Raw genomic sequence first — 15,945 nt, 5'->3', positions numbered from 1 at the left:
GGCTAGGCCCGCGCAAAGTCGCGTGCCAGGCGGACCAGCGTCGAGACCGTGGTTCCCAGGGAACCCTTGGGGTTGTGCGGCTTGTCGCGGATCAGGTAAGCAGAGCCGCCGATATCGACATGCACCCACGGCACGGTGACGAATTCGGAGAGGAAGACCGCGCTCTTGACGAGCGATCCCTCGCGAGAGGCGGAATTGACGATGTCCGCGTGTGCCGAGTCGAGCGTATCGCGGTACTCGATCGCGAGCGGCAGCTCCCAGAACCACTCTCCCGTCGCTTCGGCCGCGGCGGCCACCTCGCTCCCCCATTCCCGCGGCCTGGCGAAATAGGCGCTGATCATGTCGCCGACGGCGACCGCCACGGCACCCGTCAGGGTCGCCACGTCGACGATGTGGGTGGCGCCCTGCGTCTCGGCCCAGTGCAGGGCGTCCGCCAGGATCAAGCGGCCCTCAGCGTCCGTGTTGATCACCTCGATCGTCTTGCCGTTCATCGCCTTGACCACGTCGCCCGGGCGTTGGGCCGTGCCGCTGGGCATGTTCTCGACCATCGGAGCAACCGCCATCAGCGGCGTCTGGGGCGCGATGCGTGCCACCGTCCGGGCCGCTGCCAGCACCGCCGCTGCCCCGGCCTTGTCGTGCTTCATCTCCTCCATCCGCTCGGGATCCTTCAGGCTGATCCCGCCCGAGTCGAAGGAGACCCCCTTGCCGACGATCGCCAGCCGCCGGTCTCCGCCCGCCTGCCAGCCGGGCAGCTTCACGGCAATCAGGCGGGGCTCGTGGGCCGCACCCATCCCCACGCCCAGGAGCGCGCCCATGCCGAGTGCCTGCATCTCGGCCGGACCGAGGACCTCGACCGTGCATCCATCGCCGACCAGGCCTCGCGCCAGCTCGGCCATCGTCTCGGGATACAGGTCGTTGGCGGACCGATTGGAGAGCTCGCGTGCCCACTCGACGCCATCGGAAATGGCCATCGCGTCGCTGAGCACGCCATCGTCCGGCGCTTCCTGGCCGATCAGGATCAGCTCCTCGACACTCCGCAGCATGGCCGGTGTATCGCGCACCCTGCCGTAGTAGGCATACGGCCGGAATGTCCCCTGGCTGGCGCCGATCGCGGCAGCCGCGTATCCATCGGGCCCCTCCCCATCGCGCAGCCAGAAGGCGAGGCTCGTCGCGCCGCGGCCCTGCAGCCTACGAGCGGCCTTGGCAGCGCTTCGCCGCGCCCGCCACGCGCCCCGCCCCCGTCGACCCGAGGCCACGAACAGGATCCGTGCAGCGCCGATCCCCTCGACCTCGACCAGGGCGGTCTCGTCTTCGACCGGGTTGAACTCGCCCCACGTCAGCGTCCGGGTGACGGCGCCAGCGGTGGCTGCGTCGAGCTCGGCAAGGTCGGGCAGCAGCTCGCGGTCGTCAAGGTAGATCGGCACCGCCAGTACATCGGCCTGGACCGATGCCGGCATGCTGCTATCGGCACGAACGCGCATCGATGCTCCTCAGGATCGTTTCGGATCGGACCGATCGTGGTTGCTGGATGCGGATCGGTCGCGCCAGTATAGGGCCGGGTTCTGCGGGCTCAGGGGGCTTGCCGCAGCACGGGAAGGAGTCCCGAGCGCGCGTCATCGACCTCATCGGCCACCGCCGCAAGACGGCGCAGGGGCGTGGCGCTGATCGCGGCTCCCTCCTCGGAGAGCGTCAGCGCCAGCGCGTTGTCCGCGCCTCGCGCCAGCGCTGCCGCCTCGGCGTATCGCTCGCCCGCGGCCTTCACCGCCGCCAGGTCGTCGCTGAGCGTTGCCGTTGCGATGTCGTGCGCCGCGTCGAGCAGGTCGACGCTGATCATCATCCAGTAGCGCAGCAGCGGTGACCGCTCCTCCCAGTCCTCGAGGAGCGCCAACGGCGCACCTGCCTTCGCCAGTTCGTCGAGGGCGGCCGTGGGATCGTCGCGCTCGAGCGCCGCCAGGGCTTCGGCGAGGGCGTCGACCACGGCCTGGGTCGCGTGCCGCCGTTCCACGAAGAGGGTCGCCGCAGCGGCGCTGGATCGCAGCTGGCCGGCGATCAGCTCCAGGTCTGTCCCTCCGTACGAGAGGGCGGGGGTGGTCACCCCGGGTTGGATGGCGGCGGCGATTCCGCGCAACGCCAGCAGCCCGCGTCGGGCCGCATCGGCCTCGTCGCTCGCGCCCGCCAGGAGGTCCGCGGCGGACGTCAGCTCGGGCGCGGGCGCGTCGCCGGCTACGGTCAGCGCCGTGCCGCGCCGCGCATGCTCGCGGGCACGGTCGAGCTCGGCGCCGAGCCGGGCCAGGGCGACGTCGGCTGCCTCGGCCGCATCGGCCATCAGCTGCGCGCGAGCGAACGCGCCCGAGGGATCGGCACGAGCTGCATCTGCGGAGCGAAGGCCGAAGCCGATCCCGACCGCCAGCCCCACACCGATGACCATCACCGCTCGACGCCGGCCACCGGCACCTATCATCTGTTGGTGGATCTCGATCGGATGAGGATGCTCCCGAAGGCGGAGCTGCACCTCCACCTCGACGGCTCGATGCGCCCGCAGACCGCCGTGGAGCTGGCCATCGAGGCCGGCCAAACGCTCAGTCTCGAGGAGGCCGTATCGCGACTGGTCGGCCCGGTCCGCTGCAAGGACCAGGCCGAGCTGCTCACCCTCTTCGACCTGCCGATCTCGCTCCTCCAGACCGCCGCCTCACTCAGCCGTGTGACCGCCGAGCTGGTCGAGTCGCTCGCTGAAGACGGCCTCACGTATGCCGAGATTCGATGGGCGCCGCGTCTCCACCTGGAGCGCGGGATGTCGGTCCCCGACGTGATCGAAGCGGTGGCCAACGGCGTCAGCCAGGCGGCCTCGCGACTCGGTCCGCGCACGCCACTCATCGGCCTGATCGTGACCGCCATGCGCTCCCACCCTCCCGCCGCCAACGTGGAGCTGGCGAAGGCGGCGGCGGCCTTCGGCCCTCCCGTGGTCGGGTTCGACCTGGCGGGCCTGGAGGCCGAGTATCCCGCCCCGCCGCACGCGGCCGCGTTCGTGGCCGCAGCATCCGGCGGCCTGGAGCTGACGGCACATGCCGGCGAGGTGCCGGGGCCGGAGCGGATTCGCGAGGCAGTCGCCTTCGGAGTTCGACGCGTCGCCCATGGCGTCACGGCCGCCGAGGATCCGGAGGTGATGGCGCTGCTTCGCGAGCATGACGTGACCCTGGACCTGTGTCCCACGAGCAACGTCCAGGCGGGCATCGTCAGCGAGCTTGCCACCCACCCGCTTGCCGCCATGCACCGCGCCGGGGTGAGCGTGACGCTCTCCACCGACGATCGCACCGTCGCAAATACGTGGCTCACCGATGAGATGGCGCGCACCACGGCCGCCCTGCGACTCAGCGCGCGCGAGCTGGCCGACATTGCGGTCAACGCATTTCGACGCGCATTTGGCCCCCGTTCCGTCGTCGATCCGATGATGGGCGCGGCGGAGGTGGCGTGGTCGGCGTGGGTGGCAGAGGATCCCGCCATCAGCTGATTCCCGGGTCCAGCAGGCTGGCCACCTCGGACGGGTCGCGGGCCACGTGGTCCGGACGGCGCTCCCCCTCCAGGCTCGCGGCCAGGACCGCATCGGCCACGCCGGTCAGGACCAGGATCGACCTCATCCCGGCCCGATGGGCAGCCACCATGTCAGCGTCCGGGTTGTCGCCGATCGCCACCGCTTCCTCGGGTCGCACGCCGTCACGCTCCAGGATGGCGGTGAAGATGCCGGGCTCCGGCTTTCCGATGATCAACGGCTCGGCTCCGGCCGCGGCGCGGAGGGCAGCGATGATCGACCCGGCCCCGGGCAGGAAGCCGGTCGGGGTCGGGTAGCGCAGATCCGCATTCGTGGCGATGAAGCGAGCGCCGGCCCGGATCGCCGTCGTGGCGACGGCCAGGCGGCCATAGTCGAATGCTGGGTCGAGCCCGGCGATCACGGCGTCGTACGACCGCGCCAACGGCCCGCCGTCATACGAGGGGTCGGCGGCGTCGCCGGCCACAGTCGCATCGAATCCCCCCTCCCGAAGCTCCTCGAGCATCCCCTCCGCGCCGACCGCCAGGACGGTGCGGACTTCAGGCAGATGGGCTCGGAGATGGTCGATCGTGGCCGAGGTCGAGGTGACGATCTCGTGCGGCTCGACCGGCACCCCCATCTCGACCAGGCGAGGCACGTACATCGTCCGCGTCGCCATCGAGTTGTTGGTCGCAAAGCGAACAAGCAGCCCGCGCTCGCGAAGTGCCGCAACCAGGGCGGCGGCGCCCGGAACGGGCTGCCGGCCGCGATACATGACCCCGTCGAGGTCGAAGATGACGAGGCGCAGGGTCGGCTCTCCGGATCGGTCCATGCCGGACGGATGATAAGGATGCCAACCACACAAAACACTTGAGTGCCCGCTTGATGCCGCAGTATGATCGCGCGGATTCGCGCCGGCCTAGCCCTCGGGCCAGGACGCGACCGCCACCCGCGATCGGATGCGGCGCCGGCCGTCAGTGAGTGAGGGGAGAAGGAGAATCAATGCGGAAGCAGCGATGGCTCGGCGCGAGCGCCGCCCTCGTATCCATGGCGCTGGTGCTCGCGGCCTGTAATGGCGGCGGCGAGTCGGCAGCGGAGTCCACGGCGGAGTCGGCAGCGGAGTCTGCTGCGGGGTCGGCGGCTGCGTCCGAGGCTGCGACCGGGTTCGCAGCCTGTGGTGATCAGGATGCTGGCACTGCGTGGAAGGTCGGCGGCGTCACCGACGTCGGCCAGCTGGAGGACAAGTCCTTCAACGAGGCTGGCTGGTGCGGAACGCTGGCCGGCATTGACTCGATCGGTGGGACCGGCGAGGTCGTGGTGACCGCGAAGACGGAGGACTACGCCGTCAACCTGCAGACACTCATCGACGACGGGTTCAAGATGATCGTCACCTTCGGATTTGCGCTCGGCGACGCGACACTCGTCGCCGCCAAGAACAACCCGACCGTCAACTTCATCGGCCTCGACCAGTTCTATTGCATCGACGCGGAAGGCAACAAGGACACCGCTGTTGCTCCCGCCGCGGCCGACTGCGACGGGAATGCCACCTTCGATGACATCCTCCCGAACCTGCAGGGCCTCATCTTCGCCGAGGCACAGGCCGGGTACGTCGCAGGCGTGCTTGCCTGCAGCATCAGCGAGAGCGGCGTCATTGGCGCCGTCGGCGGCATCTTTGCCATCCCGCCGGTTCCGCAGTACATCGGCGGCTACCACAACGGTTGCCTCTCGGTGAACCCCGACGCGCAGGTGCTGGTGCAGTACGTGTCTGAGGACATCACCAAGGCCTTCAACGACCCGACCACGGGCCGTCAGCTGGCCCAGCAGATGCTCGACCTCGACGCCGATGTCCTGTTCCAGGTCGCCGGCGGCAGCGGGCAGGGTGTCCTTGAGGCGGTCTGCGACGCGGACAAGTTTGGAATCGGTGTCGATATCGATCAGTACATTTCCTCACCAAACGTCGCGCAGTGCATCGTCACCAGCGCCGAGAAGAAGATCGTCCTCGCCATCAAGGAGGCGATCGAGCGGGTGGCAGCCGGAGCTGCCGTCGGCGGCAATGTGACCGGTGACGCCACCAATGGCGGCATCGGCCTGGCGCCGTACCACGACTTCGAGGACCTGATCACGGCCGACATCCAGGCCGCGATCGACAAGGCTCTCGAGGATCTGGCGGCGGGCACTGTCGACCCGTGCAAGGGCCCGGGGGTGTGCTTCTTCGATCCCGATCCTAGCTAAGGGAAGTTCGGCTTTCTCCGAGCTCCCATGGAGATGAACGACGCGAGCGGCCGAGACCACCCGGTCTCGGCCGCTCCGCATCCACCGCAGGCCGCGCATGTGGATGACGCCGCGCCTCCCGTCCTGGAGATGCGCGGCGTCACCAAGCGCTATCCCGGCGTGCTGGCCAACGACCACATCGACCTGGACCTCCGCGCGGGCGAGATCCACGCGCTGCTGGGCGAGAACGGCGCCGGCAAGACCACCCTGATGAACATCCTGTACGGGCTCGTCACGCCTGACGAGGGTCAGGTTCTGCTGGACGGCAAGGAGGTGCAGATCCGGGGGCCGGTGGACGCCATCGCCCGTGGCATCAGCATGGTCCACCAGCACTTCATGCTGGTCCCCGTCCTCTCCGTATCCGACAACATCCTGCTCGGCGAGGAGCCGATGTCGGGACCGATCTTCATCAACCGCGGGGGCTCCCGCCGCAGGATTCGCGAGCTCGGCACGAACTTCGGCTGGGAGATTGACCCCGACCAGCGGGTTGAATCGCTCTCCGTGGGGTGGCAGCAGCGAGTCGAGATCCTGAAAGCCCTCTATCGAAACGCGCGCATCCTGGTCCTCGACGAGCCAACGGCCGTCCTCACGCCGCAGGAGACGCAGGAGATCTTCGCGGTCCTGCGCAAGCTGCGGACCGAGGGCTACGCCATCATCTTCATCACCCACAAGCTGTACGAGGTGCTGGAGGTCGCCGATCGCATCACCGTCATCCGCCGCGGCCGCGTGGTCGGCACCCGCAAGCCTTCCGAGACGGACGAGGAAGACCTGGCCGAGCTGATGGTGGGGCGGAATGTCGAGCTGACCGTCGACCGGGGCACGTCCCATCCCGGAGAACCGGTCCTCGTCGTCGACCGGCTCCATGCCAGGGACGACCGCCGGCACGAGACGGTGCGCGGCATCAGCCTCTCCGTGCGCGGCGGCGAGATCCTGGGCATCGCCGGCGTCGCCGGCAACGGACAGGACGAACTGGTGCATTCCCTGACTGGCTTGCGTCGGCCCACCTCGGGCCGGGTCACGATCGCGGGGAAGGACGTGACCGGCCACCCCCCTGGGTCGCTGTACCGCGCCGGGCTGGCCCACGTTCCCGCCGACCGACATCGACACGGCCTGGTGCTGAGCTTCCCGCTCGACGACAACCTGGTCCTCACCAACTACAACGAGCCACCGTTCGCCAGGGCTGGTGGCCTCATCCGCGACGCCGCCGCGGTCGACCGCCGGGCCGACGAGCTGATCGCTGAATACGACGTCCGCACGCCCTCCCGCGAGGTGGCCGCTTCCACCCTCTCCGGGGGAAACCAGCAGAAGGCGATCGTGGCTCGAGAGTTCAGCGGGGACCTCCGCGTGCTCGTCCTCGATCAGCCGACTCGCGGGCTGGACGTCGGCAGCATCGAGTTCATCCATCGTCAGATCATCGCCAAGCGGGACGAGGGGGTCGCCATCCTGCTGGTCTCGGCCGAGCTGGATGAGGTGATGGAGCTGTCGGACCGCATCGCGGTCATCTACCGCGGCGAACTGGTCGCGACCGTCGATGGGCGCTCCGCCAACCGCGAGAAGATCGGGTTGCTGATGGCCACCGGACGAGCTGCCACCACCGACCCGCATCCCGAGATGGTCACTCGATGAGGCCGCGGGAGTGGCTCGCCAGCGCCGTGGCGGCGGCAACCGTGCCCGTCCTCGCGGTGCTGCTGGGGCTCGTGGCCGGCGCGGCCGTGATGGTCATCTCGAATTCGCTGTCGAGCGGTGTCACCGACATCGCGCTGCCGCTGCGCGCCTACGGGTCACTTCTGGCCGGCTCGGTCAGTGGCCTCGACGAGATCGTCCGCACGGTGAGCGAGGCGACACCGCTGATCCTGGCCGGCCTGTCGGTGGGGATCGGCTTCAAGGCCGGGCTGTTCAACATCGGCGCCAACGGGCAGTTCCTGATGGGCGCGTTGGGTGCCGCCGGCGTCGGGGCAACCGTGGCCGGCGCGTCACCCTGGCTCGCCATCCCGGCCGCGCTCGGTGCGGGAATGCTCGCGGGTGCCGCGTATGGCTTCATCCCGGGCGCGTTGAAGGCGTGGACCGGCGCCCACGAGGTCGTGACGACCATCATGCTCAACTTCATTGCCGCCGCGCTGATCGCATTCCTGGTGACAGGCCCGCTCGCGACCCCGGGCGCGAGCTTCGCCAGGACGGGCGATGTGCTGAACGCGGAGCTGCCGGTGATCATCGGTCGCGCTGGTGGCAGCGGCCACCTTGGCATCCTGTTCGCCCTGGCGGCCGTGCCGTTGGCCTACCTGCTGTTGTTCCGCAGCGTGCTGGGTTTCGAGATCCGCACCGTCGGCGCAAATCCAAGCGCCGCGCTGTACGCCGGCATGCGCCCGGGTCGCCTCGTCATCCTCACCATGTCGCTGTGCGGGCTGCTGGCCGGCCTGGCCGGTGCCACACAGGTGCTGGGGATCAGCCACTTCATCTCCGCCTCGTACTCGACCTCCGTAGGCTTCGACGCGATCACCGTCGCCCTGCTGGGACGAGCTCACCCGGTCGGTATCCTGTTCTCGGCGGTGCTCTTCGGCGTGATGCGCGCCGGCTCCGCTCTGATGCAGATCCGCGAGCGCGTCCCCGTTGAGATCATCGACGTCATCCAGGCCGTGATCCTCCTGTTCCTGGCGGCGGACATCATCGTGCGCACCATCTTCCGCATCCGCGCCAAGCGCGGTGCCGTCGTGGATGAGCTGCAGACGGTGACCCGCACCTACGGCGGGGCGGCCTGACGATGGAGTTCCTCTACGGGATCCCGATCATCGGGCTCTTCGTCCAGTTCGTGGCCTACATCGTTCAGATCGGGCCGAGCATCGCACCGATCATGCTGGCCATCTCCGTGCCGCTGGCCTTCGGTGCCCTGTGCGGGATCATGAACGAGCGCTCGGGCGTGGTGAACATCGGCATCGAGGGCATGATGCTGATGGCTGCCTTCTTCGGCTTCGTGGCGGCCGGCTTCGCCGCTGGTTCAGTCGAGTTCGACACCTCGGGGCCCTTTGGCGTGACGCCACCGATCCTCCTCGGCGTGGCGGTGGCCGTGGCAGTCGCGGTTCTCCTGTCACTGCTCCACGCCTGGCTGTCGATCACCATCCGGACCGATCAGATCATCAGCGGCACGATCATCAACATCGCCGCCCTGGGGCTGACCGGGTACCTGAATCGCATCTTCATCTCGCCCAATCCGCAGCTCGGGGCGGGCACGTTCCAGACCTGGCGTCCCCCGGATTGGCTGACCGATCTGCCGGCGGTGGGATGGCTGTTCAACATGTTCCTGAAGCAAGGGCCGATCGCGATGTCGCTCATCGCCTTCGTGATCGTGGTGCAGGTCCTCCTCTTCCGTTCGCGCTGGGGGCTTCGCACGCGGGCCGTGGGTGAGCACCCGAGAGCGGCGGACACGCTTGGCATCAGCGTGCTGGCGCTGCGCTACCGGAACGTGATCCTGGGTGGCGTCTTCGCCGGCCTGGCTGGTGCCTTCCTGACCCTCGAGCAGACCGGCTCGTTCCAGAACGGCATGACCGCGGGCCGTGGATTCATCGCGCTGGCCTGCGTCATCTTCGGGCGCTGGACGCCGATAGGGGCCTTTGGCGCCGCGCTCCTCTTCGCAGGCGCCGATGCGTTCGGGCGAACCGTGGGGCTCATTCCACCGACCGGGGAGCTGGCGGGGCTGGGAGAGGTGCTGGGCGCCGTCCCCGACCAGTTCTACGGCGTGCTGCCGTACGTGGTCACCATCATCGTCCTGGCTGGCGCGGTTGGGCGCAGCGTGCCGCCGGCCGCGGTTGGTCGTCCATACGCCAAGGAGGGGCAGGAGACCTAGCGCTGCGCCTCGACCAGGTGCTCGGCCTCGGCGTCGAGCGCCACGTGCGACGAAGGCGGCACCCGCAACAGGAGCGGCGACAGGCCGGCCGCCTGCATGTCCGCATCGACGCTGAAGTGGTCATACGGGACCGATCGGAAGTTGACCATCAGCTCCGGCCCCGCGATGTCGATCACGGCGTACTGCGCGCTCATGTCGTCCGGCGTCCCGCAGCCGACGGATCCAGCCGCGACAAAGTGGCTTTCGCCCACCAGCCGATGAAAGGCCTCGTGCGTGTTGCCGAAGCACAGCAGATCATCGCCCTGGTCGCTCACCACGCGGGCGAAGACGCGGCTCGGCCGGTCGCTCCACAGGTAGTCGTTCTGACGCGTCGGCGAGCCGTGGAAGAGCAGCACCGAGCGCTCGTCGATCGCGATCCGCTCTTTGCCCGGCAGCTGCCGCAGCCACGAGCGCTGTTCATCGGAAAGTTGCCGGATCGTCCACGCCAGCGAAACCTGCCCGGCGGCCTCGGACTCGGTATCCGGCCAGGCCACGCCCGGCTGCTCGCGGTGCAGCGCAACCGCATCGTCCCAGTTGCCCTGGATGGTCGGCACGGCAAGGGCACGCAGCTCATCCACGACCTCGGCGGGGTGCGGGCCGCGTCCCACGATGTCGCCGACGCACCACATCGTGTCGCAGCCGAGCACGAGCACGTCGTCGAGCACCGCATGCAGGGCGGGCAGGTTGGCGTGCAGGTCGGCGAGCACGGCGATCCGCATGGACGCGATTCTCCCCGGCCGGCTGTCCGAGGCAATCCCCCGCGGGCAGGACTTCCGGGTAGAGCCTAGCTGGCGCGGGCGCCGGCGAACGGCTCGGCGATGACGCTGATCCGACCGGCGACCGTGCGCGCCAATTCGCGCAGTGCAGCGGCGGCAACCGACGTGTCGCTCGAGGGATGCTGGGTGGAGGTGATCGGTGCCCCGGCATCCCCGCCGGTCCGGACCGACGGCTCCAGGGGGATGCGTGCCAGCACTTCGAGCCCCAGCTCCCTGCCCAGGCTGGCCGCGCCGCCGGTCCCGAAGATGTCGTGCTCGGTGCCGCAATCGGGGCAGATGAACCCGCTCATGTTCTCGACCACGCCCAGGGTCCGGACGTTGACCTTGTTGAACATGGCGATCGCCTTGCGCGCGTCGAGGAGGCTGACCTCCTGGGGCGTGGTGACGACCACCGCTCCGGAGAGCGGTATGAGCTGGCTCAGGCTCAGGGCGGCGTCGCCCGTGCCCGGCGGCAGGTCCACGATCAGGTAGTCGAGCTCGCCCCATTCGACGTCGCGCAGGAATTGCTGGATGGCGGAGTGAATAAGCGGGCCGCGCCAGATGACGGGGGCGCCGCCGGTCAGGAAGTACTCGATGCTCATCATCTGGACCCCGTGCGCGACCACAGGGTTGACCCGGGACCCTACCCCGGTGACGTGCGATCCGCTGGTTCCCATCATGAGCGGTACGTTTGGGCCGGTGATGTCGGCGTCGAGGAGGCCGACTCGGGCACCATCGCGCGCCAGGCTGACGGCGAGGTTGACCGCCACGGTCGTCTTGCCGACGCCGCCCTTGCCCGAGGCAACGGCGATGGTGTTCTTGACACCCGGGATCAGGTCAGCCGCAGGCCCACCGAAGGAGCGCTTCACGTTGCTCGCCCAGTCGACGCGGACGGTGGTCGCGCCTAGGGCGGCCAGTCCATCCACGATGTCCGACTCGATCTTCGCCTTCAACGGGCAGGCAGGCGTGGTCAGCTCGACGGTCAGGTCAACGGTCGAACCGGTGATCTCGATCGCCTTGACCATCCCCAGGCTGACCAGGTCCTTCCCGATCTCCGGGTCTTTGACCTGAGACAGGGCAGCCATGATGTTGTCGTCGGTGAGCTGGTCGACCATGGTCAGGGGATCGTCCTTTCCGGTATTTGATGAGGCGAGGCTGCCCCGAGGGTAGCAGAGCAGCAGGCTGATCGATGCTACCTATGTTGAGGATGAGCCCGGTCGGCTACGCGAGACCGTCCCACAGTCCGGACTCGACAGGAGGTCCGCCGCCGCCCGCCGGCACCGGGAGGTTCGAGGCAGCCAGCCGGTAATGCTCGGTGCCCAGGAACGCGTCCCTCACCTCGGGCCGCCAATCGTGGAATGGGCCTGCTGATCCGGTCTGCGAGACGTGGCGGCGGATGGCCCCCAGCTTGATCTGAGCCAGCTCCCCGAGCTCGAGCGTCAGCGTGTCGCTGCCGTCCGGCGATCCGTAGCCGTCCGGGGCCCTGTCCCCAAGCGGCCGCAGAGCAGCCGCCGGCACGACCAGCTGGTAGAGCTTGGCCGCTCGCCAGGCGACCTGGTCCTCCTCGAGGTCGTCCTCGTACGCCAGCGGCTCGGCCGCATGCTCAAAAGCAGCCTGCGTGGCGCGCCCGACGACCACGTGATCCGGATCCCCGCTGACGCCATCGGGTCCAAAGGTCAGGATCACCTCCGGCCGGTGCATGCGAATCGGCTGGACGATGCGCCCGATGAGCTCGTCGAAGCTCACCTTCGACAGCCCCTCCTCGGCATAGTCGAGCATGCGCAGCACGCGCACCCCGAGCAGGCCGACTGATCGGCGCAGCTCGTCCTCGCGCACCGTGTCCAGGTTCCGCCAGATGAGCGGCTTCTGGTAGGAGCGGTTGCGGCCACCGGGCGCGGGGGACCGGTCGAGGAGGCGCCGATCGAATGCGCCGCGGGTCGCGCAGACCACCACGGTGTACGCACCTGACTCCGCCGCGTGGGCGATCGCACCGCCGAATCCGAACGCCTCGTCGCCCGGATGGGCGACCACGACCATCAGGCTGCGGGCAGGGTTCCGCTCCCGGACCGGCCGCCAGATCGAGGACACGGCCGGGAGTCTATCAGCCTAGACCTCGATCTCGAGGGCGATCGGCGCGTGATCGTCCGCCGCCGAACGGCCGCCCGTGGAGCCATTGACGGGAGGCTGCTCGTCATCTAGGAAGCTGGCTGCATGGGCAGTCTCGATCGCCTGACCGATCTCACCCAGGGTCATCATCTCCGTGCGCAGCAGGAGCGCCATCTCGTCGCGCAGGTGCGAGCGCAGCATCTCCGGACCATCGGTCGAGAGGGTGAACGACACCGAGTTGTCGATCAGCGAACGCAGGATGAAGCGCATCTCGGCCACGTTCCGAACCACCCGGGTCGTCAGGTTGGAGGAGGGGCACACCTCGAGCACGATGCCGCGTTCCCGCAGCATCCCCATCACGGCCGGGTCGTAGACGCTCTTGACGCCATGACCGATGCGCGTCGGCTCGAGCGTCTCGATCGCATCGCGCACCTCCTCCGGTCCGCCCGTCTCGCCCGCGTGCACCGTCACGCCCAGCCCGGCGCGCCGGCACTCATCGAACAGGTCGCGGTAGTCGCTGAAGCGGAAGCTCGGATCGACGGGCCCCGCGATGTCGACCGCCACCACGCCGCGGCTGTGCCAGCTGATCGCCTTGGCGGCGATGATCTCGTTGAGGTCATGGCTGAAGGCACGGTCGAGGCAGAGGATGAGGCCGGCCCGAACCTGCGGGTATTCGAGCACCGCACGGTCCATGCCCCGCACCGCCGCGGCGATGATGTGGTCGAGGTCCTGCTCGCCGCCCCGGTTGCGCTTCATCGGGTTGAAGCGCAGCTCGATGCGGGTGATGTTGCTCTTGCGATAGGCGCCACCGATCACCTCGTAGACGCTGCGCTCGACCGCGATCGGGCTCGACTGGATCAGTTCGGTCCAGTGAAAGAGGTCGAGGTAGGCGTCGAAGGAGCGGCGGCGGCGCCCGACGGTGATCAGGTCCCGGAATGCCCAGTAATCCTTGGTCGGCAGCCGGATCCCCTGGGCGTGTGCGATCCCCCACATGATGGCCGGGGTAACCGCGGCACCGAGATGGACGTGAAGCTCGGTGAGCGGGATACGGGGGTCGAGCCGGGGACGGGGCATCTTCCTCGAAGGGCGACGATTTGGCCGAGTGTAGCGCAGCTCCGCGATCCGGCGTCGCCTCGGGCCGATGCTAGAATCGCGGTGCCATGGAGCTCATCCGGGATGTCATCAATTTCATCGCGACGGGCCTCGGTGGCCTCACCGCGACCCTGACGCCGTACGCGTTCATCGGCATGGTCGGGCTTTACCTGCTGTGGGTCGTGATCGGGTATCTGCGCGTCTCGCAGGTCAGTGTCCAGGCCGAGTCGTCGACCCTCCCGGCCCTCCCGCTGCCCCGCGCGCCAGATGGCGCGATCGACGTGCCGCGGGGTGTTCCGTACTGTCCCAATGACGGCCTCCGCTACCCCGCCGGCGCGCGCTTCTGCACGCAATGCGAGGCAGACCTGCTCGCCTCGTGCGCGAACTGCGGTGCAACGATTCGCGCCGCCGATGAGTCCTGCTACCGATGCGGCACCCACGCCACCCTGGCGGCCACATCGGACTGAGCGCCGCCGCCTGACCCTCCGTCCGGCGGGCCGCTGGCACGGAGGACCCAACGCATGACCGGATCCTCGGCCCTCCTGGTCGCGGCGCTCATCACGCTGCTCGGCACTTCGGCCATCGGCATCGCGGCGGCCGTCGCCGCCATCGCTCGCAGCCCCCGGATCGTGCCTGCAAACGGCGCGTCCGATGCCGCGGCGCAGCGCATCAGCGGCTCGACCACCGCCCTGGCGGGCACGGTCCTGGCGGCGATCCTGCTGTTCGGCTCCCTCGCGGCCCGCACGGCGGTCACCGGCCACGCGCCCTGGTCCAACCTGCACGAGTTCAGTGCGGCGTTCGCATTCGCGCTGCTGGTCGTCTTCATCGGCCTGGCCATTCGCAGGCCGATCGCCGGGCTGACGCCCGCCGTGGCCCTGCTGGCGGCCGCCCTGCTGGGAGTCTCGCTCCTGCAGCCGGACGAGGTGCGACCGCTCGTGCCCGCGCTCCAGGCTCCCCTGCTGCTGACCGTCCACGTCGGGGCCGCCATGCTGGCGTACGCGATTGGTGCGGTCGCCTTCGCGGCCGCCCTGGGCGAGATCGTGCAGCGCGCCACGCGCGACGGCATCGCCTCGCTGCCCTCGGCCTCCGTCTGCCGCGCGGCTTCGCATCGAGCTGCGATCCTTGCATTTCCGGTCCTGACCGCCGCGATCGTGCTGGGATCGGTCTGGGCAAACCTCGCGTGGCGCTCCTATTGGAACAACGACCCAAAGGAGCTCGCGGCGGCCGCAACCTGGCTCGTATACGGCGGCTACCTGCACGTGGCCGGCCGACGGGACCGTTGGGCCGCGACGGCACCGTGGCTGCTGGTGCTGGGCTTCGCCGCGATCCTCTTCACCTGGCTCGGGGCAGGACTGATCTTCGTCGGCCAGCACTCCTACGCCGGAGCCTAGCCGCGTGCCCGCGACTGCCGGCGTTTGGGTCAGTCGGAGAGGACCGACCTGGCGTAGGCCTGGATCTCGGGCACGTTCGGGATCATCACCCATCCGCGCGTGCTGTTCGGCTCGAACCCCACGAACAGTGAGAACCGCGGCGGCTCGAGGACGATGCCGCTCACCTCGGCCGAGGTCGAGCGACGACCGATTTCGAGCACGGTCGGCAGCTCGTCCAGGACCATGTCGGTCTCGAGGGAGCCGAGCAGCTCCGCGGTAACCATGAGCTCTCCCAGCCCTGCGTCGAGCCACTTGCGAGCCAGCGCGACGATCACCTGCTGCTGGCGCCCGGCGCGGCCATAGTCCGAATCGACCCGCGTCCGGCTGAAGCTGAGCGCCTGGGGCCCGTCGAGGTGAGCCGGTCCTGGCTCGAGGAACAGATCCACCTTGGAATCGGAGAGGCGCGTCTTGACCTCGACGTCGACCCCGCCGACCGCGTCGACCATCGATGCGAAGCCGTCCATGTCGATCTGGACATATCGGTCGATCGGCACACCCAGGAGAGTCGCCATGGCGCCACGCAGGGTCTCGATCCCGAACCGCTGCGCGATCTCATTCACCTTGCCGTGGTAGATCGAGCCGTCGGGCATCGGGATGTCAACCGTGTCGCGCGGCAGCGACAGCATCGCGATGCGCGACTTGTCGGCACTGACGCTGACAACCATCAGCGCGTCGGTGTTCACGTCCTCCCCTCGTTCTCGCCGGGTGCGGTTCGAGTCCGACCCCACCACCAGTACCGTGAAGCGTCGGGCGAGCATCGCTTGGTCGAGGGGGATGGGAGTGGGGCTCGCCACCGGCGTGGGGCTCGGGCTCGGGGTCGGCTCGGCGCTCGGCGAGAGGCTCGGGGACGCCGACGCACATCCGGCCAGGAGGAGCGCCGCAGGCATCATC

General features: G+C 69.0%; 15 protein-coding genes. 7 read left to right on the top strand and 8 right to left on the bottom strand.

Translation table 11 applies throughout. The annotated features are described in order from the left end of the window. Positions 1-2: 2 nt before the first annotated feature. Both WEB29_03870 and WEB29_03865 read right to left on the bottom strand, forming a co-directional pair. Entirely contained in the window at positions 3-1,481 is a 1,479-nt protein-coding gene (locus WEB29_03870) for a M17 family peptidase N-terminal domain-containing protein (protein MEX2136087.1), read from the bottom strand. A gap of 89 nt (positions 1,482-1,570) precedes the next feature. Then, positions 1,571-2,461, bottom strand: coding sequence for a hypothetical protein (locus tag WEB29_03865; protein MEX2136086.1), 891 nt, complete (start codon positions 2,459-2,461; stop codon positions 1,571-1,573). Between the two features lie 6 nt (positions 2,462-2,467). Here WEB29_03865 and add point away from each other — a divergent pair, with 6 nt between their 5' ends. After that, on the top strand, positions 2,468-3,508 hold the full coding sequence (gene add, locus WEB29_03860) for an adenosine deaminase (GenBank protein ID MEX2136085.1): 1,041 nt from the start codon (positions 2,468-2,470) through the stop codon (positions 3,506-3,508). Here add and WEB29_03855 read toward each other — a convergent pair. After that, positions 3,501-4,355, bottom strand: coding sequence for an HAD-IIA family hydrolase (locus WEB29_03855; GenBank protein MEX2136084.1), 855 nt, complete (start codon positions 4,353-4,355; stop codon positions 3,501-3,503). The genes add and WEB29_03855 overlap by 8 nt on opposite strands. A gap of 170 nt (positions 4,356-4,525) precedes the next feature. Between WEB29_03855 and WEB29_03850 the strand changes: the two genes are divergently transcribed. From WEB29_03850 to WEB29_03835, 4 genes are read left to right on the top strand one after another with little or no spacing between them, the layout of a single operon-like run. After that, positions 4,526-5,755: a BMP family ABC transporter substrate-binding protein gene (locus WEB29_03850; protein MEX2136083.1), complete on the top strand. Its 1,230-nt coding sequence runs from the start codon at positions 4,526-4,528 to the stop codon at positions 5,753-5,755. Positions 5,756-5,788: 33 nt separating this feature from the next. Then, positions 5,789-7,420 carry an ABC transporter ATP-binding protein gene (locus tag WEB29_03845; protein MEX2136082.1) on the top strand — a complete coding sequence of 544 codons (1,632 nt, stop codon included), beginning with the start codon at positions 5,789-5,791 and terminating at the stop codon, positions 7,418-7,420. Continuing rightward, positions 7,417-8,550: an ABC transporter permease gene (locus WEB29_03840; protein MEX2136081.1), complete on the top strand. Its 1,134-nt coding sequence runs from the start codon at positions 7,417-7,419 to the stop codon at positions 8,548-8,550. The genes WEB29_03845 and WEB29_03840 overlap by 4 nt, the downstream gene beginning before the upstream one ends. Positions 8,551-8,552: 2 nt before the next feature. After that, entirely contained in the window at positions 8,553-9,632 is a 1,080-nt protein-coding gene (locus WEB29_03835) for an ABC transporter permease (protein MEX2136080.1), read from the top strand. Here WEB29_03835 and WEB29_03830 read toward each other — a convergent pair. The 4 genes from WEB29_03830 to WEB29_03815 form a co-directional block, all read right to left on the bottom strand. Continuing rightward, entirely contained in the window at positions 9,629-10,390 is a 762-nt protein-coding gene (locus WEB29_03830; protein MEX2136079.1) for a metallophosphoesterase family protein, read from the bottom strand. The genes WEB29_03835 and WEB29_03830 overlap by 4 nt on opposite strands. A 65-nt stretch (positions 10,391-10,455) precedes the next feature. Continuing rightward, positions 10,456-11,541 carry an Mrp/NBP35 family ATP-binding protein gene (locus tag WEB29_03825; protein ID MEX2136078.1) on the bottom strand — a complete coding sequence of 362 codons (1,086 nt, stop codon included), beginning with the start codon at positions 11,539-11,541 and terminating at the stop codon, positions 10,456-10,458. A 106-nt stretch (positions 11,542-11,647) separates the two neighbouring features. Beyond that, complete coding sequence (locus WEB29_03820; GenBank protein MEX2136077.1) at positions 11,648-12,514, bottom strand: PIG-L deacetylase family protein; 867 nt, start codon at positions 12,512-12,514, stop codon at positions 11,648-11,650. An 18-nt stretch (positions 12,515-12,532) separates the two neighbouring features. After that, positions 12,533-13,606: an amidohydrolase family protein gene (locus WEB29_03815; protein MEX2136076.1), complete on the bottom strand. Its 1,074-nt coding sequence runs from the start codon at positions 13,604-13,606 to the stop codon at positions 12,533-12,535. 86 nt (positions 13,607-13,692) lie between these two features. Between WEB29_03815 and WEB29_03810 the strand changes: the two genes are divergently transcribed. Both WEB29_03810 and ccsA read left to right on the top strand, forming a co-directional pair. Then, positions 13,693-14,091 (top strand): zinc ribbon domain-containing protein, encoded by a 399-nt coding sequence (locus WEB29_03810; GenBank protein MEX2136075.1) that lies wholly within the window; start codon positions 13,693-13,695, stop codon positions 14,089-14,091. Positions 14,092-14,145: 54 nt separating this feature from the next. Further along, entirely contained in the window at positions 14,146-15,015 is an 870-nt protein-coding gene (ccsA, locus tag WEB29_03805; protein ID MEX2136074.1) for a cytochrome c biogenesis protein CcsA, read from the top strand. Positions 15,016-15,044: 29 nt separating this feature from the next. On the opposite strand, the gene WEB29_03800 is transcribed toward ccsA, so the two are convergent. Then, positions 15,045-15,941 carry an LCP family protein gene (locus WEB29_03800; protein ID MEX2136073.1) on the bottom strand — a complete coding sequence of 299 codons (897 nt, stop codon included), beginning with the start codon at positions 15,939-15,941 and terminating at the stop codon, positions 15,045-15,047. Positions 15,942-15,945 lie beyond the last annotated feature (4 nt).

This window comes from Chloroflexota bacterium (assembly GCA_040902225.1).
GTDB lineage: Bacteria > Chloroflexota > Limnocylindria > QHBO01 > QHBO01 > CF-167.
Note: the sequence above shows the minus strand (reverse complement) of the source record. Positions and strands in the feature narration are given on the sequence as shown.

What these genes read in the sequence shown, in the direction of transcription:
- WEB29_03870 (MEX2136087.1), bottom strand. Translation starts at nt 1,481, where the DNA reads ATGCGCGTTCGTGCCGATAGCAGCATGCCGGCATCGGTCCAGGCCGAT.
- WEB29_03865 (MEX2136086.1), bottom strand. Translation starts at nt 2,461, where the DNA reads ATGATAGGTGCCGGTGGCCGGCGTCGAGCGGTGATGGTCATCGGTGTG.
- WEB29_03855 (MEX2136084.1), bottom strand. Translation starts at nt 4,355, where the DNA reads ATGGACCGATCCGGAGAGCCGACCCTGCGCCTCGTCATCTTCGACCTC.
- WEB29_03850 (MEX2136083.1), top strand. Translation starts at nt 4,526, where the DNA reads ATGCGGAAGCAGCGATGGCTCGGCGCGAGCGCCGCCCTCGTATCCATG.
- WEB29_03845 (MEX2136082.1), top strand. Translation starts at nt 5,789, where the DNA reads ATGAACGACGCGAGCGGCCGAGACCACCCGGTCTCGGCCGCTCCGCAT.
- WEB29_03840 (MEX2136081.1), top strand. Translation starts at nt 7,417, where the DNA reads ATGAGGCCGCGGGAGTGGCTCGCCAGCGCCGTGGCGGCGGCAACCGTG.
- WEB29_03835 (MEX2136080.1), top strand. Translation starts at nt 8,553, where the DNA reads ATGGAGTTCCTCTACGGGATCCCGATCATCGGGCTCTTCGTCCAGTTC.
- WEB29_03830 (MEX2136079.1), bottom strand. Translation starts at nt 10,390, where the DNA reads ATGCGGATCGCCGTGCTCGCCGACCTGCACGCCAACCTGCCCGCCCTG.
- WEB29_03825 (MEX2136078.1), bottom strand. Translation starts at nt 11,541, where the DNA reads ATGGTCGACCAGCTCACCGACGACAACATCATGGCTGCCCTGTCTCAG.
- WEB29_03815 (MEX2136076.1), bottom strand. Translation starts at nt 13,606, where the DNA reads ATGCCCCGTCCCCGGCTCGACCCCCGTATCCCGCTCACCGAGCTTCAC.
- WEB29_03810 (MEX2136075.1), top strand. Translation starts at nt 13,693, where the DNA reads ATGGAGCTCATCCGGGATGTCATCAATTTCATCGCGACGGGCCTCGGT.
- ccsA (MEX2136074.1), top strand. Translation starts at nt 14,146, where the DNA reads ATGACCGGATCCTCGGCCCTCCTGGTCGCGGCGCTCATCACGCTGCTC.
- WEB29_03800 (MEX2136073.1), bottom strand. Translation starts at nt 15,941, where the DNA reads ATGCCTGCGGCGCTCCTCCTGGCCGGATGTGCGTCGGCGTCCCCGAGC.